Source organism: Gordonia sp. SL306, from assembly GCF_026625785.1.
Classification (GTDB): Bacteria; Actinomycetota; Actinomycetes; order Mycobacteriales; family Mycobacteriaceae; genus Gordonia.
Genome location: NZ_CP113063.1, coordinates 1645743 through 1666820, shown reverse-complemented (window position 1 = coordinate 1666820; position 21078 = coordinate 1645743). Strand labels below are relative to the sequence as shown.

Annotated in this window: 20 protein-coding genes; 13 read left to right on the top strand and 7 right to left on the bottom strand. The window is 65.5% G+C overall.

The window, feature by feature from the left end:
* Positions 1-31 precede the first annotated feature (31 nt).
* Positions 32-1234, top strand: coding sequence for a cytochrome P450 (locus OVA31_RS07555; RefSeq protein WP_267630473.1), 1203 nt, complete (start codon positions 32-34; stop codon positions 1232-1234).
* 67 nt (positions 1235-1301) lie between these two features.
* Here the strand turns inward: OVA31_RS07555 and OVA31_RS07550 are convergent, their stop codons facing one another.
* The 5 genes from OVA31_RS07550 to OVA31_RS07530 form a co-directional block, all read right to left on the bottom strand.
* Complete coding sequence (locus tag OVA31_RS07550; protein WP_267630472.1) at positions 1302-2447, bottom strand: thiolase family protein; 1146 nt, start codon at positions 2445-2447, stop codon at positions 1302-1304.
* A gap of 17 nt (positions 2448-2464) precedes the next feature.
* Complete coding sequence (locus tag OVA31_RS07545; protein ID WP_267630471.1) at positions 2465-2881, bottom strand: Zn-ribbon domain-containing OB-fold protein; 417 nt, start codon at positions 2879-2881, stop codon at positions 2465-2467.
* A gap of 39 nt (positions 2882-2920) precedes the next feature.
* On the bottom strand, positions 2921-4597 hold the full coding sequence (locus OVA31_RS07540) for an acyl-CoA synthetase (RefSeq protein WP_267630470.1): 1677 nt from the start codon (positions 4595-4597) through the stop codon (positions 2921-2923).
* A gap of 87 nt (positions 4598-4684) precedes the next feature.
* A complete protein-coding gene (locus OVA31_RS07535; RefSeq protein WP_267630469.1) occupies positions 4685-4933 on the bottom strand; it encodes a hypothetical protein in 249 nt (82 codons plus the stop codon).
* Positions 4934-5013: 80 nt separating this feature from the next.
* Positions 5014-5742, bottom strand: coding sequence for a TetR/AcrR family transcriptional regulator (locus tag OVA31_RS07530; RefSeq protein WP_267630468.1), 729 nt, complete (start codon positions 5740-5742; stop codon positions 5014-5016).
* Between the two features lie 303 nt (positions 5743-6045).
* Between OVA31_RS07530 and OVA31_RS07525 the strand changes: the two genes are divergently transcribed.
* From OVA31_RS07525 to OVA31_RS07505, 5 genes are all read left to right on the top strand, one after another.
* Entirely contained in the window at positions 6046-6885 is an 840-nt protein-coding gene (locus OVA31_RS07525; protein WP_267630467.1) for an enoyl-CoA hydratase, read from the top strand.
* 71 nt (positions 6886-6956) lie between these two features.
* Positions 6957-8162, top strand: a complete 1206-nt coding sequence (locus OVA31_RS07520; protein WP_267630466.1) for an amidohydrolase family protein — start codon at positions 6957-6959, stop codon at positions 8160-8162.
* A 33-nt stretch (positions 8163-8195) separates the two neighbouring features.
* On the top strand, positions 8196-9035 hold the full coding sequence (locus tag OVA31_RS07515; RefSeq protein ID WP_267630465.1) for an amidohydrolase family protein: 840 nt from the start codon (positions 8196-8198) through the stop codon (positions 9033-9035).
* A gap of 1 nt (position 9036) precedes the next feature.
* Positions 9037-10122 (top strand): acyl-CoA dehydrogenase family protein, encoded by a 1086-nt coding sequence (locus OVA31_RS07510; protein WP_267630464.1) that lies wholly within the window; start codon positions 9037-9039, stop codon positions 10120-10122.
* Positions 10123-10132: 10 nt separating this feature from the next.
* A complete protein-coding gene (locus tag OVA31_RS07505; protein WP_267630463.1) occupies positions 10133-11326 on the top strand; it encodes an acyl-CoA dehydrogenase family protein in 1194 nt (397 codons plus the stop codon).
* A gap of 79 nt (positions 11327-11405) precedes the next feature.
* On the opposite strand, the gene OVA31_RS07500 is transcribed toward OVA31_RS07505, so the two are convergent.
* Entirely contained in the window at positions 11406-12626 is a 1221-nt protein-coding gene (locus tag OVA31_RS07500; protein ID WP_267630462.1) for a CaiB/BaiF CoA transferase family protein, read from the bottom strand.
* Between the two features lie 114 nt (positions 12627-12740).
* On the opposite strand from OVA31_RS07500, the gene OVA31_RS07495 reads away from it, so the two are divergent.
* The 7 genes from OVA31_RS07495 to OVA31_RS07470 are packed head-to-tail and all read left to right on the top strand — an operon-like array spanning position 12741 to position 19454.
* Positions 12741-14285 (top strand): aldehyde dehydrogenase family protein, encoded by a 1545-nt coding sequence (locus OVA31_RS07495; RefSeq protein WP_267630461.1) that lies wholly within the window; start codon positions 12741-12743, stop codon positions 14283-14285.
* 52 nt (positions 14286-14337) lie between these two features.
* A complete protein-coding gene (locus OVA31_RS07490; protein ID WP_267631436.1) occupies positions 14338-15186 on the top strand; it encodes a mycofactocin-coupled SDR family oxidoreductase in 849 nt (282 codons plus the stop codon).
* 54 nt (positions 15187-15240) lie between these two features.
* Positions 15241-15660 carry an NAD(P)-binding domain-containing protein gene (locus OVA31_RS24670; RefSeq protein WP_324290196.1) on the top strand — a complete coding sequence of 140 codons (420 nt, stop codon included), beginning with the start codon at positions 15241-15243 and terminating at the stop codon, positions 15658-15660.
* Between the two features lie 10 nt (positions 15661-15670).
* Complete coding sequence (locus OVA31_RS24665; RefSeq protein ID WP_324290195.1) at positions 15671-16051, top strand: NAD-binding protein; 381 nt, start codon at positions 15671-15673, stop codon at positions 16049-16051.
* 10 nt (positions 16052-16061) lie between these two features.
* Positions 16062-17603 carry a coniferyl aldehyde dehydrogenase gene (locus OVA31_RS07480; protein WP_420714152.1) on the top strand — a complete coding sequence of 514 codons (1542 nt, stop codon included), beginning with the start codon at positions 16062-16064 and terminating at the stop codon, positions 17601-17603.
* Positions 17604-17607: 4 nt separating this feature from the next.
* On the top strand, positions 17608-19137 hold the full coding sequence (locus OVA31_RS07475; RefSeq protein ID WP_267630460.1) for a class I adenylate-forming enzyme family protein: 1530 nt from the start codon (positions 17608-17610) through the stop codon (positions 19135-19137).
* 14 nt (positions 19138-19151) lie between these two features.
* Entirely contained in the window at positions 19152-19454 is a 303-nt protein-coding gene (locus tag OVA31_RS07470; RefSeq protein WP_267630459.1) for a hypothetical protein, read from the top strand.
* Here the strand turns inward: OVA31_RS07470 and OVA31_RS07465 are convergent.
* Complete coding sequence (locus OVA31_RS07465; RefSeq protein WP_267630458.1) at positions 19420-21000, bottom strand: HNH endonuclease signature motif containing protein; 1581 nt, start codon at positions 20998-21000, stop codon at positions 19420-19422. The two genes, OVA31_RS07470 and OVA31_RS07465, sit on opposite strands and share 35 nt — an antisense overlap.
* Positions 21001-21078: the final 78 nt, after the last annotated feature.

Here is a 21078-nt window from a genome sequence, read left to right as displayed (position 1 = left end):
CGCGAGGGACCATGCCGTACAGGAGGATGCAGTGACCGACACGAAGCTTGTCTTCGACCCCTTCTCGCGGGAGTTCTTCGATGGTCCATATGACATCTATCGCCGGATGCGTGAAGAGGCGCCTGTCTACTACAGCGAGGAGTACGACTTCTACGCGCTGAGCAGGCATGAGGACGTGGCTCCCGCTTATCGGGACTTCGAGACGTACTCGTCGGCGCGCGGCATCGACCTCGCGACGGTCCGGGAGGGGAAGATCCCGCCCCACAAGTCGATCATCGTGCTCGATCCTCCGGAACACCGTCACATGCGGCGACTGGTCAGCAAGGTGTTCACACCGCGGGCGATCGCGGAGCTGAAGGACATGGCCGCGGAGCAGATCGATCGCTTTCTCGCCGCGGTGGATCCGGACGGCTTCGACATGGTGCACGACTTCTCGGCGTTGTTCCCGATCGAGATCATCTCTCGAATGCTCGGCGTGCCGGAGGATTCCCGAACCCAGGTACGTCTGTGGACCGACGACCTCCTACAGCGGGAGGTCGGGCAGATGGAGATGTCCGAGGTCGGGTTCGACGCCGTCGTCGAACTGGCGAGGTTCTATTACGGCCTCGCCTCCGATCGCCGCAAGAATCCGCGCGACGACATGATCACCAAGCTGACCCGGGCCCAGATCGAACGGGACGACGACGAACCGCCGACATTGAGCAACATGGAGATCGCCATGTTCGCATCGCTGCTCGGCGGCGCAGGCGCCGAGACCGTGGCCAAGCTGATCGGTGGTGCACCGGTCACGTTCTCGCGGTTTCCCGATCAGTGGAAGAAGCTGCAGGAAGACCGCACCAAGATTCCCGACGCCGTCGAGGAGTTGCTTCGTTTCGAGTCTCCGAACCAATACAACGTGCGGTACTCCATGAAGGAGGTCACCCTGCACGGGGTGACGATCCCGGCCGGGAAACCGGTGTTCCTGATGCTCGGTTCGGCCAACCGGGACCCGGACGCGTTCACCGACGCCGACACCTTCGACATCGATCGTGACCGGTCCGAAGCGCAGAACCTCGCATTCGGTCTCGGCATCCACAGCTGCCTCGGTGCGGCCCTGGCGCGTATGGAGAGCGCCATCGCCCTCGAGCGGATACTCGATTTCATGCCGGAGTTCGAGGTCGATATCGACAACTGCACGCGGGTGAGCATGCAGAATGTCGCGGGCTACGACCATGTCCCGGTCAAGATTCTTTAGCGCGCAGCCGATTTCGTAGTAGAAACCCGCGTCTCACGCCGGTTGCTACTACGAGATCGGTGGTGGTTCAGGTGGTGACCACGGTCGCCCCGGCGGTGCCCGGCGCGCCGTACAGCAGGGCGAAGCCGGCCTTCGGCGTCCCGGCCACCTGGCGATCACCCGCGGTACCGCGGAGCTGGAGGACGAGCTCGTGGAGCTGTCGCAGACCCGATGCGCCGATGGGCTCGCCGTTCGCGATCAGCCCGCCGTCGGTGTTGACCGGCATGGTTCCGCCGATCTCGGTGGCACCGTCGGCGATCAGCTTCTCCTGGTCACCATCGGCGCAGAACCCTGCCTCGGCCATGTGGATGACCTCGGCGCCGGCGTCGGTGTCCTGGAGCTGGATCACGTCGACCTCACCCGGCGAGATGCCGGCCGACTCGAATGCGGCCCGCGACGCGAACACCGAAGGGGACGCGACCTCCTCCACGGGCGCGAAGGTGGTGTTGACCTCGTACGCGCCGTATGTTCGCGTCCGCACCTCCACAGCACGCACGTATACGGGCTTCGAGGTGAACCGATGGGCGATGTCCGCGCGACACATGATCACCGCTGCCGCACCCTCGTCCGGGGCGCAGAACATGTACTGGGTCAGCGGATAGTTGAGCATCGGTGCGTTGAGGATGTCCTCCTCCGGAACAGGCTTGCGGCGGAACGCATTGGGGTTCAGTGCACCGTTGCGATAGTTCTTGGCCGCCACCTTGGCCAGGGTCTCCGGTGAGATGTCGTGGTCGTGCAGGTAGCGATTCGCCTTCATGCCGAAGAACTTGGTCGTCAGGTACTGGCCGTTCTCGCCGTACCATTTGGGCATGCCGACCAGGGTCGGGTCGACGGTGAAGGCGCCACGGGGATGCTTGTCGAGCCCGATCGCGATGCCGATGTCGTGCTTGCCCAATCGGATCGCGTCGGCGCAGGCCTCGGTAGCGCTGGCGCCCGTCGCGCAGGCATTGAACACGTTGGTGAACGGTATGCCGGTCAATCCCATCAGGCTGACGATGGCGTCCGGGTTCGCGACCTCCCAGCTGCCGCCGACGGCGAACTGGATGTCTTTCCACTCGAGACCGGCGTCGGCGAGCGCGGCACGGATGGCATCGGTACCCATCTGCATCGCAGTCTTGCCCTCGAACCGGCCGAAGGGGTGGATTCCCACACCGATGATGGCTACGTCATTCATGAGAGAACTCCTGTCGGTCAGACGGGTTGGAAGGCGAAGGTGAGGACCTCTGTGCCCTCGTCGTCAGTGCCGAGGGGCACCATCGTGAGTTCGACATCCATGCCGAATTCGAGTGCGGTGGGGTTGTTCTCGGTGAGTCGGCTCTCGACCCGGATCACGTCTCCCAATTGGACGAGCCCGACTCCGAAGGGCTCGAAGGTCTTCGGAGTCTCGTCGCCGAGGTAGGGTGCGCCGGGCAGGAATCCCTGGGTGGTCCAGGCGATCAGGGTTCCTCGACGGGGCAGTTCGGTCTCGCGCATGGACGCGCCGCTGCACCGCGGGCAGAGCTCTTGCACCGGGAAAACGGTTGCGCCGCAGTCATCGCAGGCACTGCCGAGCAGATGAGGATCCGCCTCGGGCCATGTCGATATCTCTGGTGCGATCATTCGTTGCATCTGTCGTTCCTCACATCGGGTGATTGATTCCATGGCCACTCAGTCCGTGCCGACGCCTGCTGCCTGCTCGCGTGCCCAGCGGTAGTCGGCCTTGCCCACCGGACTCCGCTGGATGGCCGGCCGGAACAGGACCGTCTTCGGGAGTTTGTACCGCGCGATCGACTGTGCGGCATGCTCGATGAGCTCGTCGCCCGATGCGTCCGCGCCGTCCACCAGTTCCACGATCGCGACCACGGCCTCCCCCCACTTGTCGCTCGGCCGACCGGCGACGAGCACATCGCCGACGGCGGGATGCGTGGCGATGGCCATCTCGACCTCCTCGACGAAGATCTTCTCGCCACCTGAGTTGATCGTCACGGAGTCTCGGCCGAGCAAATGGATCGTGCCGTCGTCGAGAAGCTGTGCGCGGTCCCCGGGCAGCGAGAATCGCTCGCCGTTCACGACGGGGAACGTCTTCGCCGTCTTGGCCGCATCTCCCTTGTAGCCGAGCGGGACGAAACCACGCTGGGCCAGCCAGCCGAGACCCTCGTGGCCCGGCTCCGCGATCGCGTCGATGTCCTCGGTCAGGACGCACGTGTTGGAGCCCGGGTTGAAGATGCCGGTCGACACGGCACCGGCGCTGGAGACGTGCGTCATCTGTGTTCCCGTCTCGGACGATCCGACGCCGTCGAGGATGATCGCGTTGGGCAGCACTGCCAGCAGACGCTCTTTGATCGTCGGTGACAACACGGCGCCGCCGTTGGCGAGCACGGCGATCGAGGAGATGTCCCGTTCGCCGCGCTCGAAGGCCGTGATCAGGGGACGAGCGATCGCATCGCCCACCATCATCAGGACCATCGGCTTCTCGGCTTCGATGGTCTCGGCCACGGCCTCGGCATCGAGGCGTTCGACGACCGGGGACAGCAGCACCGTCTGCCCTGAGGTCAGTGCGGTCATGATGGCCCACTGTGCGGCGCCGTGGATGAGTGGCGGCAGGACGAAGACCTTCAATCCCTCTCCCGCGGTGACCCGTTCGGTCACCTGGTCGAGAGAGGTGGTGAGTGCGCCGCTGTAGACGTCACGCCCGCCGCCACCCGCCATGTAGATGTCGTTCTGACGCCACAGCACGCCCTTCGGCATACCCGTGGTACCGCCGGTGTAGAGCACGTACAGGTCGTCGGGGGAGGGGGTGACCGGGATCGGATCGGCAGAGTTGGTCGCGATGACATCTTCGTAATCGACTGCGCCCTCGAGAAGTTCGTTGCCGGAGTCGTCCGCGATCTGGATCAGCACCCGCAGGTTCGGCAACCCCGGGAGCACCTCCGCGAGCTGAGGAGCGAACGCGGCGTTATAGACCAGGGCGGTCGCGCCCGAATCCGTGAGCAGGTAGTGGAGTTCGTTCTTCACGTAGCGGTAGTTCACGTTGAACGGCGCGACGCGTGCGCGGAATGCTCCGAGCATCGTCTCGACGTACTCGTTTCCGTTGTAGGCGTAGATGCCCAGCAGGTCCTGTCCCACCTCGTGGCCGGCCAGTGCCGACCTCTCGGTGTGCGCGCCGAGGCCCTGGGAGTGCAGGTACGACGCAAGACGCTTGGACCGCTCCGCGATCTGGCTCGTGGTGAGGCGGCGCGAGCGGAATGCGATGAGCTCACGGTCGGGGATCGCCGCGGCGACCGCGTCGGCTACCTCGGGAACGGTGAACTCGCGGGTGGTTGTGTTGGTCGCGGACTCGGACACGTTCTGCTCCTGGGGTCGTCGTGGTCGGCTGCACGCAGGCGGTGGTCATAGTGACTGTAAGCAATACGGAAAGGCTTGCGATAGTCCCTACCGCCGATTGCCGGCGACCCGGCGGTGTGGTCTCGCCGACTCATCGAGGATCTCGGGGAGGCCCTCGCGCATCCGGTTCCGGAGATCGGCATCGTGGTCGACGGCGGCGTACATGTGTCGTTTGGTGAACTGCACCGCGAGTGGGGCGTCCGCCGCAATCGTCTCGGCATCGAGTGCATTGTGCTGTTCGGGGCGGTTCACCGTGACCGTGCGGACGGCGCCCTGCTGATCGACCAGAACGGACAAGATGGCTCCAGGGATTCGCTACGACGGATGTGTGCTCTGGGGCTCGGACCAGCCGGCCTGTCAGGGGCGGGGCACGATGATCATGCGGCACCGCGTGGCGTCGCCGCGGCGTTGCGTGAGTCGATCAACCTCTCGGCGTGGTCGAGGATGCAGCGAAGGCCGAACTCGAAGTTCCGATCGTCCGGGGCGCCGCCGGTGTGCCCGTGGGCGGCGGCCTGGGCGAGGATCGGCGTCGACTCCGGCGAGATGGCGAGATCTTCGTAGTACGTGCGGGCCTCGGGGTCGCTCGCCTTGCTCTTCTCGTGCAGGCGGGTCAGCACGATCGAGCCGTGCAGGTGCAACTGCAGGGCGGAGAAGGTGTCGAAGCCGTCGTCGAACGTGAGTCCGGCGTCGACCAGGCGGGCGACCAGGCCCTCGATGTGTTTGGCCCCGAGTTCGGAATACCGCGGGCCCAGCGTCGCCCGGATCAGGATGAGGTCCACGAGAATCGGGTTGCTGAGGAAGGCTTTCCGCATCGTGCGCGCGTACTGCGTGAGTGATTCACGCCAGTCCTCGGACTTCGGCAGGGGGACCGCGAGCAGGTACTCACGCAGGGCCCGGTCGGTCATCGCGTTGAGGAGGTCGTCCTTCTTGCGGAAATACCAGTAGATACTGGTGACGCCGACCCCGAGATGTTTGCCGAGCATCGGCATGCTCAGATTGTCGATCGACACCTCGTCGGCGAGCTCGAAGGCGCCCGCGACGATGTCGTCGGGATCGATGGAACCGCGTTCGCGTCGCCGCCGCTTGGGCGTCGTCTGCCTCGCCATGCCGCCACCTTCCGTGATCTGCCGCATCGTCGCGGCGTCAGCTGGGAATCCAACCGGATTCGAGCTCGATCCGAGTTGCCGGTGCACCGGCAACGGCGCGCCCGACCGGATCTTGGTTGAGGTTACGGTAAACGGTACAGTAAATCCGGCGAATCGAGGTGGTCCATCATGTCACCGCGGAGGCTCTGGGCGCCTTGCGGAACCCTCTACCGATAGGTATACAGTAGGCATGTTCAAGTACAGTGTCGGTGCAGGAGGAGACACCCGAATGGACTCGATTGCGCCGTCCGGACGGACGGTCCGGTGAGTGTCGCCGAGGACAGTGACCGGCAGGCCGGGACGGTCGGTGAACCCGCGGTTCTCGCCGAGGTGACCGAGGGTGGCGTCGCCGTTCTCACGCTCAATCGGCCGGACCGTCTCAACGCGTGGGCGGCCGACATCGCGCAGGAGCTGTACGCGCACATCGACAATGCGGAAGCCGATCCCGCCGTACGGGTCATCGTGATCACCGGGAGGGGCCGGGCGTTCTGCGCAGGCGCCCACATGGGAACGGTCGAGCAGGTTGGTTCACTGGCCGACGCCGAGTCCGTGGATGTCGGTGCCACCGTGGGGGAACGGCCTGCGCAGTTCCTGATGGCTCTGCGCAAGCCGGTGATCGCGGCGATCAACGGGGCCTGCGTCGGTATCGGCCTGACCCACGCGCTCATGTGCGACGTCCGGTTCGCGGCGTCCGGCGCGAAGTTCGCCGCTCCGTTTGCGCGCCGTGGTCTCATCGCCGAGCACGGGATCTCCTGGATTCTGCCGCGGGTGGCCGGCCCGGCGGTGGCACGAGAGTTGCTGCTGAGTGGTCGGACCTTCCTCGCCGACGAGGCCCGCGATCTGGGCCTGGTCACCGCGGTGCTGCCTGCGGATGATCTGCTGTCGCATGCGGTGGCGTATGCGGAGGAGATCGCGACGCAGTGCTCGCCGGTCTCACTCGACCAGATCAAGAAACAGCTCCTCGCGGACGCGGACGGTGATGTCGACGAGGCGATGACGCGCGCCGAGTCCGCGATGGCGCAGTCATTGACGCGGCCAGACGTGATCGAAGGGATCACCGCGTTCCTCGAGAAACGAACCCCACGGTTTCCCCCGCTGCCGTGACACGCGCGCGGCAGCGGGGTCGAACACACACAACACATCGTCCGCGAACGATTCGCAAACCGGAGGACACCATGAATGAACTCGGATACCTGTCGATCGACGTCGACAATCACTACTACGAGCCACTCGATGCGTTCACGCGGCATCTCCCGAAGGAGTTCCGGCGGCGAGGTGTGCGGATGCTGCAGGACGGCAAACACACCGTCGCGGTCATGGGGGAGAAGGTCAACCGATTCATCCCCAATCCGACGTTCGATCCCATCATCGAGCCGGGCTGCCTCGATCTGATGTTCCGCGGGCAGATTCCGGAGGGGGTGGATCCCGCGTCGCTGATGAAGGTCGAAGAGCTCGGATTGCGCCCGGAATATCAGAACCGGGATGCGCGCATCAAGGTGCTCGAGAACCAGGAACTCGAATCGATCTTCATGTTCCCGACGTTCGGGTGCGGTGTCGAAGAAGCGCTCAAGAAGGACATCCCGGCGACCATGGCATCTCTGCATGCCTTCAACCTCTGGCTCGACGAGGACTGGGGTTTCGACCGCCCGGACCACAAGATCTACACAGCTCCGATGATCTCGCTCGCCGATCCGGAGGCAGCGCTCGCCGAGGTCGAGTTCGTCATCGAACGGGGAGCCAAGCTGGTCCACATGCGTCCGGCGCCGGTGCCCGGCAGCCCCAAGCCGAGGTCGCTCGGTCATCCCAGCCACGATCCGGTGTGGGCGCGACTCGCCGAGGCGAACGTACCCGTCGCGTTCCATCTCGGTGACAGTGGCTATCTGGGTATCGCGGCGATGTGGGGTGGCAAGGAGAACTTCGAGGGCTTCGGCACCACCGATCCGTTCGACAAGGTCGTCGTCGACGACCGTGCGATTCATGACACGATCGCCTCGCTGATCGTGCACGGAGTCTTCGTGCGGCATCCGAAACTACGGGTCGCGAGCATCGAGAACGGGGCCGAATGGGTGCATCGTCTGATCAAGCGACTGCACAAGCTCGCCAACCAGTATCCGAAGTCGTTCGCCGACAACCCGGTCGATGAACTCAAAGAGCACGTCTGGATCGCGCCGTACTACGAGGAGGATGTCAAGCACCTCGCGAACACGATCGGCACCGATCGCATCCTGTTCGGGTCGGACTGGCCCCACGGTGAAGGGCTCGAGGACCCGACCTCCTACGTCCAAGACCTCGCCGGACTCAGCAGTGATGACGAGATCCGAAAGGTCATGCGCGGAAACGCTCTCGACCTGCTGGGAGTGTCGGTTCCCTCCATCCCCTGAGATGCCGGCCGGATTGCGAAGAATCGGAGTGCCATGCCACGCAATGTGATCGACTGTCTCGTCAACGTCCACTTCGGTGAGACCGAACAGCAACCCGGTTGGATGCTGGCGGTGCGGGACAATTACTTCAAGGGCGCCACGTCGATGTTCGAAGCCGTCGACATGTCCGAACTCCTCGACGAGATGGACGAGCAGGGGGTTCGCAAGGCGATCTTGATGGACAACCTGGCCAAGCCGTCGGTCACCGCCCGGAAGTTCGTCGAGGCCCGTCCGGACCGGTTCTCCCTCGCAATGGGCGGCGCGAACCTGCTGCGCCCGGTCTCGTCGTTGCGGGATCTGAGTGCGATGGTCCGCGATCTCCCGGTGTCCTATGCCGCTGTGGGGCCGAGCTTCTGGGGTGACGGACAGTATCCGCCGAGTGACGCGGTCTACTATCCGCTCTACGCCAAGTGCGCGGAACTCGGGCTCCCGTTGTGTGTCAACACGGGCATCCCGGGACCACCGATTCCCGGTGAGGTGCAGAACCCCATCCATCTGGATCGGGTCTGTGTGAGGTTCCCGGAATTGCTTCTCTGCATGATCCACGGTGCCGACCCGTGGTGGGACGTCGCAATCCGATTGCTGATCAAATACCCGAACCTTCGGTTGATGACCTCGGCGTGGTCGCCGAAGCGACTGCCGGAGAGTTTGCTCCATTACATGCGTACCCGCGGGACCGGCAAGGTCATCTTCGGCTCGGACTGGCCCGTCTTGGCACAGCGCCGCGTCGTCCCTGAGGCCGAGGCGCTCGACCTGCCGTCCGACGTCCTCGACAAATACCTCCACGACAACGCCCAGGAATTCTTCTTCGGCCCACATGAACAGGAGCAGTGAGATGGACCGTTACGAATTGCGCAGGGAGGACTACAGCCTCTCGGCCGACCAGGCGGATCTGCAGACCGCGTACGCAAAGTTCTTCCAGACCTACTCGACCATCGACGTCGTCCGGGCCGCCGAGTCCGAGGGCATCGACCGCCCGTTGTGGGAACGGCTGTGCGGCACCGGTGCGACCACGATGGCGTTGCCGGAGACGGTCGGCGGAGACGGTGCGACGCTGGTCGACCTCACCCTCGTCTCCGAAGAGATCGGTCGTTGGCTGGCACCCGTTCCCTGGATCGATCATGTCAGCGCCGCAAGGCTTCTGGCGCGACTAGGTGCCCTCGGCGCCGACAACCCGAACTCCGAGAAGATCGTCTCCGGTGCCCAGATCATCGGGCTCGATGCACAACTCGGCGAGTCACGCGGAGCGCGCCTGATCCCGACCGGTTCCGTCGCGGACCAGATCGTCGTTCGGGAGGGGGACGACATCGTCCTGCTGACCTCTGACGTCAAGCCCCCGAAGGTCGACAACCTCGGTCGCCTGCCCATGGCGTGGATCGACCCGGCAGCCGTCTCGGCTCGCGTCACCCTCGCGAGCGGCCCGACTGCGGTCGCGGAATATCAGCGGGCACTGGATGAGTGGCGCCTGCTCACCGCCTCGGCATTGGTCGGGTTGGTCGAGCAGACGATGCGGATCGCCGCGGAGTTCGCGACGAACCGGTACACCTACGGCGTCCCGATCTCGTCGCTGCAGGGTATCTCGCATCCGCTCGCCAACATGGCGATCACCGTCGAGGGCGGCCGCGCCCTGGCGCGCAAGGCGGCCTGGTACCTCGACGTCGAGCCGGACGTCCGACCGGAGCTGCCGGGTGCCGCGTTCGTCTTCATGTCCGAAGAGGCGTCGAAGGCGGCGACCATGGCTGTGCATGTGCAAGGTGGTCTCGGCGTTTCCACGGAAGCGGCGGCGACGTCGTATCTCGTGCGCGCACGGGGATGGCCGCTCGCCGGCGGCGATCCGGGCGCGACGGCCAAGCACGTCGCCGAAACCGTCGCGCGTCGAACCGATGTCGCTGCCCCGGCAGCCGAGCCGGCCACGGTCTGAGGGGGAGCGCATGGATTTCTCACGAGTCGAGCTCACCGCCGACGAGCAGGGCTTTCTGGATGAGATCAGAGAGTTCCTCGCCACGCACGTCACCGACGACGTGCGCCGGCGCGATCGGGAGACCGGTGACAACTTCGACGAGGCGGTCCACCTGGCGATGGGGGCGGCCGGATACCTCGAACGCGAGTACCGCACCGAGGAGCAGGGCGGCTTCGACCGCGTCCGGCGGCGGCTCTGGGAGCTCGAGAAGCGTCGTGTCCATGTGCCCTGGGTGACCTGGGGGACCACGTCGATCGTCGCGCGGTCGGTCGAGAACTTCGCCTCTCCGGAGATCCGAGACGAGGTGCTGTCGAAGGTCTTCAGCGGCCATGTGCGCCTCTGCCTGGGCTACACCGAGCCAGATGGCGGCTCGGACATCGCCACGTGCAAGACACGCGCGGTCCGCGACGGCGACGACTGGGTCGTCAACGGCTCCAAGATGTTCACCACGGGCGCCCACAACTGCCAGTACACCTTTCTGATCACCAACACCGATCCGGAGGCGAAGAAGCACAAGAGCCTCACCATGTTCCTCGTCCCGCTGGACACGCCGGGGATCGAGATCCAGCCGCTGTGGACGGTCGACGGCGACCGCACCAACATCGTCTACTACAGCGACGTCCGCATCTCGGACAAGTACCGGCTGGGTGAGGTCAACGAGGGATGGACCGTTCTGCGCGGGCCGCTGGACACCGAACACGGTGTGTCAGAGGCGAATTCCGACGGTCTGGAGGACGTTTCGATCCTCCAGCACCAAGGTTCGTACATGGCGACCACGGTCGACAAGGTGGCTGCGAAGGTGTCGACACCTGACGCCACCGGGCGACGCCGGATCGACGACGGCTCGGTGTCGTATCGTCTCGGGCGCAATGTCGCCCGTGTCGAGGCGTCGTTGAGCACGCCCAACATGTACGGGCGGGTGGCGATCGCGCAGGCGATGCGGGACGTCGCTCCAGAATTGATGGACATCCTCGGGCCCGCAGCAGCGCTGCCGATCGAGACCGCCGGAGCGGCCGACGACGGGGCGAGCGAGTATCTGTTCCGATGGGCCCCATTGTGCGGGATCTACGGCGGCACCCTGGAGGTGTTCCGTAACATGATCGCCCAACACGCTCTGGGCCTGGGCCGTCCGAGCTACGCGCAGACCCGGGCCAAGACCGAGTAGCTGATCGCACACGCAGAACTCCCACTTACACGCAATGCATTCCGTGGATATGGGAGTTCTGCGTGCGTGACCTATCCGCTCAGAGAACCGCTCCCGAGACCTTGGCGGCGATGATGTCGTCCCAGGTCATGCCGAGTTCCTGAAGGATCTCCTCGGTGTGCTCGCCGTGCTCGGGGGAGCGGCCGGGTGCCGGTGGCGTCTCGTCGAACTGGATGGGTGCACCGACGGTCCGGAAGACGTTTCCGTCGGCGTCGGGCACGCTCATCAGGTAGCCGTTGGCGACCGCCTGCCGGTCGTCGAGCACCTCTTCCGGGGTCTGGATGGCCTCCCACACCCCGGGCTCGTCGACGAGGATCTTCTGCCACTCTTCGAGGTCGCGTTCGGCGAAGATCTCGCGGAGGATCTTGGTCGCCTCGTCCTTGTTGCGCGTCAGATTCGCCAGCGGCGTGAACCGTTCGTCGACACCGAGTTCGGGCCGGCCGATGCGCTCGCAGAATCCCTTCCAGTACCGGTCAGCCTGGAGGAACAGCAGCTGCACCCACCGGCCGTCGCGGGTCTTGTAGCGGTTCACCACCGGATTCGGGGCGTCGCCGAATGCATACGGTGGGATGCGCTCGATGCCGTGAAAGTCGGCCGCCGAGATGTCCGGGGCGACCGCCCACATGCCCTGGGCGAGCAGCGACCCGTCGACCACCGCGGTGCGGCCTGTGCGCTCTCGTGCGAAGAGCGCCGCGGCGATCCCGCCCGCAAGCGTGCTCCCGCCCTGGAGGTCGCCGAAGGCAGGTCCCTGCGCAAACGGGAACTCGGCGTTCTCCGGAGACAGTGCGTTCGCCACGCCTGCGCGGGCGGTGTAGGAGGAACCGTCGAATCCGCCCTTGTTGCGGTCGGGCCCGAGCGGGCCCTGCCCGCTGCCACGCGCGATGACGACGTTCGGGTTGAACGAACGGATCTTCTCGATCGACAGGCCCGCGCGGTCGAGTTGACCCGGCAGCCAATTGGTCAGGAACACATCGGCCTTCGCGATGAGTTTGCCGAAGATCTCGATGCCCTCGTCGGTCTTGATGTCCATCGCGATGCTGCGTTTGCCGTGGTTGCCGATCTCCATCATGAAGTTGGCCTTGACACGTGAATCCGCGGGGTCGAGTCCGCCGACCGTCAGGTAGCGGCAGGGATCGCCGCCTTTCGTGTCCTCGATCTTGATCACGTCGGCCCCCCAATCGCGGAGAATCACCCCCGCGCTGGGCACATACGTCCACGACGCCAGTTCCACGACCACCACACCGTTGAGCAGATCGGACATCCGCGTTCCCTCCAAAGATTTGGCACTACAGCATTGAGAGATATTACTGTAAGAATTACAGTTAGTCATCCGGTCGGGTGGGCGGAGCGACGGTGATCAGATCAGGAGGACCGTGTGAGCGAAGTCGTGGAGAGTACCGAGGCACCGAGTCTGGAGCTCGGACGCCGTGCCGGCGCGCGAGCGGAATCGAGGTTGCTCATCGACGGCGCCCTGGTCCCGGCCGCCGGTGAGGTGACCTTCGAGAATCTCAGTCCGGCAACCGGGTTGGTGCTGGGAGTGGCCGCCGCCGCGGGGGCCGAGGACATGAACCGGGCCATCGGGGCGGCGCGGCGGGCGTTCGACGAGACCGATTGGTCGACCAACCGGCCGCTCCGGAAGCGCTGTCTCGACCAGCTGCAGGCGGCTATCGAATCGGAGAAGGAAGAGCTGCGGGAAGAACTCGTCGCCGAGGTCGGCTGCCCGCTGATGTCCACCTCCGACGCCCAACTCGAATGGCCGCTGGCCGACTCGTTGCGCTATCCGGCGTCGCTCATCGATGTTTTCGAGTGGGAGCGCACCCTCGACGGCGGCGGGCTGTTCGGTGCGCGCAACGTGCGAACCGTGGTCAAGGAACCGGCGGGGGTGGTCGCGGCCATCACTCCGTCGAACTATCCGATCGAGGTCATCCTCAACAAACTCGGGCCTGCGTTGGCGGCAGGCAACACCGTGGTCCTCAAGCCCGATCCGAATACGCCCTGGAGCGCAGCGCGACTCGGACGCCTGATCGCGGAGAAGACCGACTTCCCGGCCGGCGTCGTCAACGTGGTGACCACTCCCGACAACGAGGTCGCCGGATTGCTCGCGAGCGATCCACGTGTCGATCTCGTCTCGTTCACCGGTTCGACCGCCGTCGGCCGCCATCTCATGCGAGAGGGCGCAGCCACGATGAAGCGGAGCTTTCTGGAACTCGGCGGCAAGTCCGCGATGATCGTGCTCGACGACGCGGATCCGTCCAAGGTCACCATGGGGGCCGTGGGCGCGTGCTCGCACGCGGGACAGGCCTGCGCGGTCAACAGTCGTCTGTTGGTGCATCAATCGCTGTTTGACGAGGTCGTCGCCAACGTCACCGCGGCCTATCAGATGATCCCGGTCGGAGATCCGGCTCTGGCGGATACCTTTGTCGGGCCCGTGATCAGTGCCGCACAGAAGCAGCGGGTGCTCGGTGCCCTTGACCAGGCCCGGGCCGACGGCGCCGAATTCCACACCGGTGGCGGCGAATACCCAGGTCTCGCAGATCATCTCCGCGACGGGCATTTCGTGGCGCCGACCGTCATCACCGGCGTCGACAACTCCGCCGCCATCGCACAACAGGAGATCTTCGGTCCGGTCGTCGTGATCATGCCGTTCTCCGACGACGACGACGCGGTGCGGATCGCGAACGACAGCGCGTTCGGGCTCGCCGGCGCGATCCTCTCCGCCGGCAACGAGCGCGGGATGGCCGTCGCGCGACGCATCCGGACCGGCTCGCTCGGCGTCAACGGCGGGATGTTCTACGGCGCCGACGCACCTTTCGGGGGCTACAAGAACAGCGGGGTGGGCCGACAGTGCGGCCTCGAAGGCTTCTCGCAGTATCTGGAGACGAAAACCATCGGCTATCGGCTGCCGCGGAGCAAGTCGTGATCGTCATTCGCACAGCCTGAACTCGCCGGTGACCACAGAAAGGCACCAGAACATGGGAAAACTCGACAACAAGGTGGCGCTCGTCTCGGGCGCAGCCCGCGGACAGGGACGATCGCACGCGGTCAGTCTTGCGCAGGAGGGCGCCGACATCGTCGCGCTCGACCTGTGCGCGGACCTCGAGGGCAACACCTATCCACTTGCGCGGCCGGAGGATCTCGAGGAGACCGTCCGGTTCGTCGAGAAGGAGGGTGTCCGTGTGCATTCCGTCGTCGCCGACGTGCGTGAGCGCAGTGCGGTGTGGAATGCGATCGCCGACGGCGTGAACCAGCTCGGACGACTCGACATCGTGGTCGCGAACGCCGGCATCTGCCCGATGGGCAAGGGACAGACCCTGCAATCCTGGTCGGACACCATCGACACCGACCTCGCGGGCGTCTTCAATGTGGTGCAGGGCAGTCTGCCGCACCTCGGTGAGGGTGCGTCGATCATCGCGACCGGTTCGTTGGCGGCGCAGCTCGGCAGCGCGACCAATCAGGGGCCGGGCGGGTCCGCCTACAGTCTCGCCAAGCAGATGGTGGCGCGGTACGTCAACGATCTCGCTGTGCAGTTGGCCAAGAAGAACATTCGGATCAACGCGGTGCATCCGACGAACGTGAACACGGACATGCTGCACAACGAGGGCATGTACAAGGTCTTCCGGCCGGACCTCGAACATCCGACTCGCGAGGAGGCCGAGGTCGCCTTCCCGGCGATGCAGGCCATGCGGGTGCCCTACATCGAACCCAAGGACGTCTCGGAGGCGGTGGTCTTCCTGGCCAGCGACTCCGCCCGCTTCATCACCGGCACCCAGCTGCGGATCGACGCAGGCGGGTACGTGAAGTCGGTGCCCTGGAAGGGATGAGCGGTCGGTGGACAACGGTCGGGACACGGTTCAGCGGAAGGTGAGGTGACGTCGGTGCCAGAGATCATCGGTTTCATCGGTGCGGGTCAGATGGGCGAGCCGATGGTTCGCCGGTTGCTTGGCGCCGGACACGACGTGGTGCTCTACGCACGACGTGACGAGGTGCGGGAACGACTGTCGGAGGCTGGGGCGCGGCTCGCGGACTCGGTCGCCGATGTCGCGGCCCGGTCCGACCTCCTGATCGTCTGCCTGTTTTCGGACGCTCAGTTGGCCGATCTGGGCGGTGGCCCAGATGGATTCATGTCCAACGCGAAAGCCGGGAGTGTGGTGGTCTCGCACACCACCGGCAACGTCAGCACCTTGGAGAAGCTCGTCGCCGAGTTCCCCGACGGACCGGCGATCATCGACGGACCGGTCAGCGGGGCGGCCACCGACATCGAGGCCAGGCAAACTCACCGTTCTCCTCGGCGGTGACGAGGCCGCCGTGGAGCGGGCCGGGGTGGTGCTGGCGGCGTACGCGGATCCGATCCTCCGAACAGGTGGACTGGGCAGCGCCCTCAACCTGAAGCTCGTCAACAACATGCTGTTCGCCGCGAATGCCCAACTCGTGGCCGCCGCGGTGGAGCTCGGCGAGCGGCTGGGAGTCGGCGGCGAACAGCTGTTGTCGGCGGTCGCGGTCTCCAGTGGGAAGAGTCATGCCCTCGCGTCGGTCCAGCTGTTGGGCGACGTCGGGACCTTCACCAAGGTCGCCTCACCCTTCCTCCGGAAGGATGTCGCGGCGTGCGTGATGGCGGCCGAGGATGCCGGTGTCGATCTGGGCTGGCTGCGGTCGGTCGTGGACGCCGGACCGATCGAACTGTCGTGAGGGGCGAGCGATGAGCGCCCTCGACGGAATCGCGGACACCACTGCGTCGGTCTCGCACCGAGACGAGATGCTCGCGCTGATGGAGGTGCAGCGTCGGGCCTTCCTCGCCGACGGCCCACCGGATGCTGCCACGCGGCGCAATCGCATCGATCGGCTGGTGTCCCTCATGGTCGACAACGCCGATGCCCTCGTCGACGCGCTGGTGCAGGATTTCGGCAGTAAGTCGAGGCTCGGCACCGTGTCGACCGAGATCGTCGGTTGCATCGCGCAGATCGAACACACCCGATCGAACATCCCGAAGTGGATGCGGGAGAGCAAGCTCCTGCGTGTCGGTCGGGCATTGGGGATCCGGGCAGAGGTCGTGCCGAGCCCGCTCGGTGTGGTCGGCATCATCGGACCGTGGAACTTCCCGGTGCAGCTGGTGATCGTGCCTGCGGTCGCGGCGTTCGCCGCCGGCAATCGGGTGATGATCAAGATGTCGGAGGTCACCGCCGCGACCGCGGAATTGATGAAGACCTTGGCCGCACAGTATTTCGACCCCGCCGAGCTCGCCGTGGTGACCGGGGATGCGACGGCGGCGGCCGATTTCTCCACGCTGCCGTTCGATCATCTCTTATTCACCGGTTCACCGGGCATCGGCAAGCTCGTGCAACGCGCCGCGTCGGACAATCTGGTCCCGGTCACCCTCGAGTTGGGCGGCAAGAACCCCGTCGTCGTCGCGCCTGATGCGGACATCAGACGGTCAGCGTCACGGATAGCGTTGGGACGAATGGTGAACGGCGGACAGGTCTGTGTCTGTCCGGACTACGTGTTCGTCCCGAAGGGCCAGATCGATGCCTTTGTCACACACGCGAAGGACACGCTGGCCGCGGCATTTCCGTCGGTGGTCGATGACCCCGAGTATCCGGCGAGTGTGAACCAGGCGAATTTCGATCGCGTGATCGGGTTGATCGAGGATGCGCGTCTACATGGCGCACGTGTCGAAACCGTTGTCCCGCAGGGTGAGGATCTGCCCGATCCGGAATCGCGGAAGATCCCGCCGACCATCGTGCGCGACGTCGACGATCGGATGAGGATCGCGCACGAGGAGATCTTCGGCCCGGTACTCGTGGTCAAGCCGTACGATCAGCTCTCCGAAGTCGTCGACCACGTCAATGCCCGGCCGTCGCCGCTGGTCACGTACTGGTTCGGTCCCGACCGGGCCGATTTCCGGGAGTACCTGCGGTACACGCGCAGTGGCGGAGTCGCGCGCAACGAGTTCGGTCTGCATATGTTGCCTGCGGCAGCGCCTTTCGGCGGTGTGGGCAACAGTGGGATGGGGGCCTACCATGGCAAGGCGGGGTTCGACACGTTCAGTCACCGCCGCACCGTCGTCGGCTCGGATCTTCCGTTCAGTGTGACCACGTCCAGCGCGGTCCAGCCGTTCAGCCGCGCAGCGCGGGCGATCGCCGCCATCACGATCCGGAGCGCGCGCCGCCGCACGCGGCGCAGACTCGGTGGTGACGGTCGGCTCGTGTCCGCTTCGGTACCAACCACATCCGACCTGAGGTGACCTCATGAGTATTCCTTTGCTGCTGGAAATGGCGGTCTCGACCGACCCGGAACGGATCGCCATCGCATCAGACGACGTGCGGGTGACTGTGGCCGACATCGACCGTATGAGTGCCCGAGGTGCGGACCGGATTGCCGCTACCGGGGCGGGGCACGTCGTGTATGTCGGAACCGGTGGGGTTCTGTTGCCACTCCTGATCTTTGCCTCGGCGCGCGCCGGTCTCGCGTTCACGCCGCTGAACTACCGCCTCGGCGAATCGGCGTTGCGCGAGCTCATCGGAAGGTTGCCCGATCCGATGGTGATCGCGGACTCCGAGTACGTCGGTGTGGTCGAGGGTGCAGGCATACACACCGTCGATTCCGCCGACTTCCTGGCGTCGACCGAGACGCCGCCACTCGAAGATCCACTGCCCGAGTTCGATGGCTACCGCGGCGGCGTTGCCATAGATCCCGAGACGGTGGCGGTGGTGCTGTTCACCTCGGGGACGACGTCTCGCCCGAAGGCTGTCGAGCTCACCCACGGGAATCTGACCAACTATGTCATGGGCACAGTCGATTTCGCTTCGGCGGACCCTGGCGACGCGGTGTTGATCTGTGTTCCGCCCTATCACATAGCGGGCGTGGGTGCGGCGCTCACCAACCTCTTCGCGGGACGCCGGATGGTCTATCAGCGCCAATTCGAGCCGGGCGCATGGGTGCGGCTGGTGGAAGAGGAGCGCATCACGACGGCGACCGTGGTCCCGACGATGCTCGACCGGATCGTCGCCGTCATCGAGGCCGAGGAGGCCAAGCTGCCTTCTCTGCGCAACCTCGCGTATGGCGGGGCCAAGGTCCCGCTGCCGTTGGTGCGCCGGACACTGGAACTGCTGCCGCACGTCGGTCTCGTGAATGCCTACGGCCTGACCGAAACCAGTTCCACCATAACGGTTCTCACACCGGATGATCATCGAGACGCCCTCGGAACCGACGAACCGGCCATCGCACGGCGGCTGGGATCGGTGGGGCGTCCGGTGCCCGGGGTCGAACTGCAGATCCGCGATGAGTCCGGAGACGTGGTGCCCGTCGGCGAGACCGGTGAGCTGTTCATCCGGGGCCCGCAGGTATCCGGGAAGTACTCCGACATCGGGTCCGTGCTGGACGGAGACGGATGGTTTCCGACGAAGGACGTCGCGAGCTTCGATGCGGATGGCTACCTGTACATCGGCGGCCGTTCCGACGACACGATCATCCGTGGTGGGGAGAACATCGCGCCGGCCGAAGTGGAGGATGTGCTGGTGGAGCACCCGCAGGTCCGGTCGGTGGCCGTGATCGGTGTGGACGACGTCGAGTGGGGTCAGGCGATGGTCGCCGTCGTGGTGCCGAGGGCCGGCGCCGATCCGGATCCCGAAGAGCTGCGGGCTTTTGTCCGCGATCGACTGCGTGGCTCCCGGACGCCTGATCGAGTGGTGTTCCGCGACGATCTGCCGACCACTCCGACAGGGAAACTTCTGCGGCGCGTTCTGGTTGCGGAACTTCGCCCGGTGCGGGCCGAATAGCAAAGGAGCAGGTGATGATCAAGAGTGGTAGTCGGATGGCGAGCCAGGTGTGCGACACCCAGGTCGTCGTGATCAGCCCGGCGGATTCGCTGGACGATCTACGGTGCGGCGGGGTCGCGATGGTGGAAGTGGGTGCTCCGACGGCTGATGGTGTCTCTCTCGATGATCGGTTCGCGGGCGGAACGGTGCTCGGCAAGCGTTACGTCGACGAGGGAGGTGCCGAGGTCCTGGTGACGAAGGCGGGTGCCGGTGCATTGTCGGTGGGCGATGCGGCTCTCGTGTTCAAGGAGTCGAAAGCGTTGCCGGCCAGTGACTGATGTCGACCCGGGCTCGTTGGGGGCATCCGCGGGCGAGTAGCCGGCCGAGGCGGTGCTCGGCGATCGACCGGTTGTCGCGAACCGGCGGTGTGCTCGGCTCGACCGAGCTGTGGGCAGGGGGCATCGCCTCTTCGCGTACGTAACGATGGAAGAGTTCGCCGATGTTGTGCACGCGATTGACGCGCGCAGGTGGAGGTGGGCCGGTGCCGTCGGTGTTGAGTGTCCATTCGGCCTGTCCGGCGTCGGGCCCTTCTCGGATGATGCGGGTGGTCCATTGCCCGGGTTTGGGGCCGACCATTCGGTTGTGCCGGGGGCATGCCGGTGCGAGTTGGTTGATGTCGGTGTGTCCGCCGTCGGCCCAATCTCGTTCGGCGTGATGGATTTCCACCTGTGTGAACGGTTGGCTGCAGCTGGGGCACGAGCAGCCGCTCCCGCCGGGCTGGGCGAAGAGCATGAATCGCTGTGCCTGGTTGGCGAATCTCTTGGCGGTGCCGAGGTAGAGCGATTGTGCGGTGTGGTCGGCGAACACGGCCAGATGCATTTGGGCGCGGGCCGCCAGCTCGACGACGTCGCTGATCGGCAAACGGGCACCGGTGGCGGTGTGTCCGACGCCTGCGAGGTCGCGGAGTTCGGATTCGGTGATCTTGACGATCAGGTGCGGTGGCAGGCCGCGGTGGCTGGTGCCGAGGGCCCCGCCGTCCAGAGCTGTCTCGAGCAGGGCCTTGAGTGCATCGTGGTTGCGTTGCGCTGGTGTCCTGTTGTCGCGCTGGGCAGCTTCTTTGAGCGTTGTCGGGTCGGCACTGTCCTTCATCCCGGCAGGCGATCGGTCGTCGTCGGGGTTGTTCATTCCCGGTTCCGCCCAGGCCGCGAGTACGACGTCGAACATGGCGCGGGTTGTGGGGTCGAGGCTGCCGCGGAGTTTGCTCATGGACTGGGCGTCCTGCTTGCCGAGGCTCAATCCGCGCTGCCTCTTGCGGTCGCGGTCGTCGGTGAGGGTGCCGTTCGGGTCCAGGTGAGCGAGCAGACGCGCGCCCAGGTCGGTGAGTTCGCCCGGAGTGTGTTCGCGGGCCAGATCGGCGAACATGGCCTCGGCCGCGTCCTTCTCGTCGACGGGTATAGCCGCGGGAATGCGGTCGAGTGTCTCCAGGACTGCCTGGACGTGAGCGGGACCGATGGCGCCCTCGGCCAGTGCTTGCGCGGTGTTCGGGCAGCGCGGTGGCAGGAGTTCGCCGACGATCGAATACATCCGGCCCACCGCCTCCATCTGCTTCATCCGGCGCCGGGGATCGCTGATGCGCAGCCGGTAGGACATGAAATCGGCCAGCGACCGGTAGCCGGACTTGCGGTGTGCGTCACGGTCGGAGACGTCCAACACCCGACGGTGTCCGATCCAGCTCATCCGCCGAGCGGCGCGTTCGTGAGACTCTGCGGCAGCGACGATTTCGGTGTCGGTTGCGGCGGTGGTCTCGAGTTGGTCGATCTCGTCCAGTAACTCGTGCAGCTGACGGTAGCGCGCAGTCACAGCGGATTCCACGTCGTACGCCATCGCGCTGCACCCCCCGGAAGCATCGAATCGAACGTATGTTCGAAGTCTAATGCATGGTCTGCCGCTGCGCAAGCCCGT

Excerpts from the sequence above, each read along its gene's own strand:
- OVA31_RS07550 (WP_267630472.1), bottom strand. The coding sequence starts at position 2,447 with ATGAATGACGTAGCCATCATCGGTGTGGGAATCCACCCCTTCGGCCGG.
- OVA31_RS07545 (WP_267630471.1), bottom strand. The coding sequence starts at position 2,881 with ATGCAACGAATGATCGCACCAGAGATATCGACATGGCCCGAGGCGGAT.
- OVA31_RS07530 (WP_267630468.1), bottom strand. The coding sequence starts at position 5,742 with ATGGCGAGGCAGACGACGCCCAAGCGGCGGCGACGCGAACGCGGTTCC.
- OVA31_RS07520 (WP_267630466.1), top strand. The coding sequence starts at position 6,957 with ATGAATGAACTCGGATACCTGTCGATCGACGTCGACAATCACTACTAC.
- OVA31_RS07515 (WP_267630465.1), top strand. The coding sequence starts at position 8,196 with ATGCCACGCAATGTGATCGACTGTCTCGTCAACGTCCACTTCGGTGAG.
- OVA31_RS07510 (WP_267630464.1), top strand. The coding sequence starts at position 9,037 with ATGGACCGTTACGAATTGCGCAGGGAGGACTACAGCCTCTCGGCCGAC.
- OVA31_RS07505 (WP_267630463.1), top strand. The coding sequence starts at position 10,133 with ATGGATTTCTCACGAGTCGAGCTCACCGCCGACGAGCAGGGCTTTCTG.
- OVA31_RS07500 (WP_267630462.1), bottom strand. The coding sequence starts at position 12,626 with ATGTCCGATCTGCTCAACGGTGTGGTGGTCGTGGAACTGGCGTCGTGG.
- OVA31_RS07490 (WP_267631436.1), top strand. The coding sequence starts at position 14,338 with ATGGGAAAACTCGACAACAAGGTGGCGCTCGTCTCGGGCGCAGCCCGC.
- OVA31_RS07480 (WP_420714152.1), top strand. The coding sequence starts at position 16,062 with ATGAGCGCCCTCGACGGAATCGCGGACACCACTGCGTCGGTCTCGCAC.
- OVA31_RS07475 (WP_267630460.1), top strand. The coding sequence starts at position 17,608 with ATGAGTATTCCTTTGCTGCTGGAAATGGCGGTCTCGACCGACCCGGAA.
- OVA31_RS07470 (WP_267630459.1), top strand. The coding sequence starts at position 19,152 with ATGATCAAGAGTGGTAGTCGGATGGCGAGCCAGGTGTGCGACACCCAG.
- OVA31_RS07465 (WP_267630458.1), bottom strand. The coding sequence starts at position 21,000 with ATGGCGTACGACGTGGAATCCGCTGTGACTGCGCGCTACCGTCAGCTG.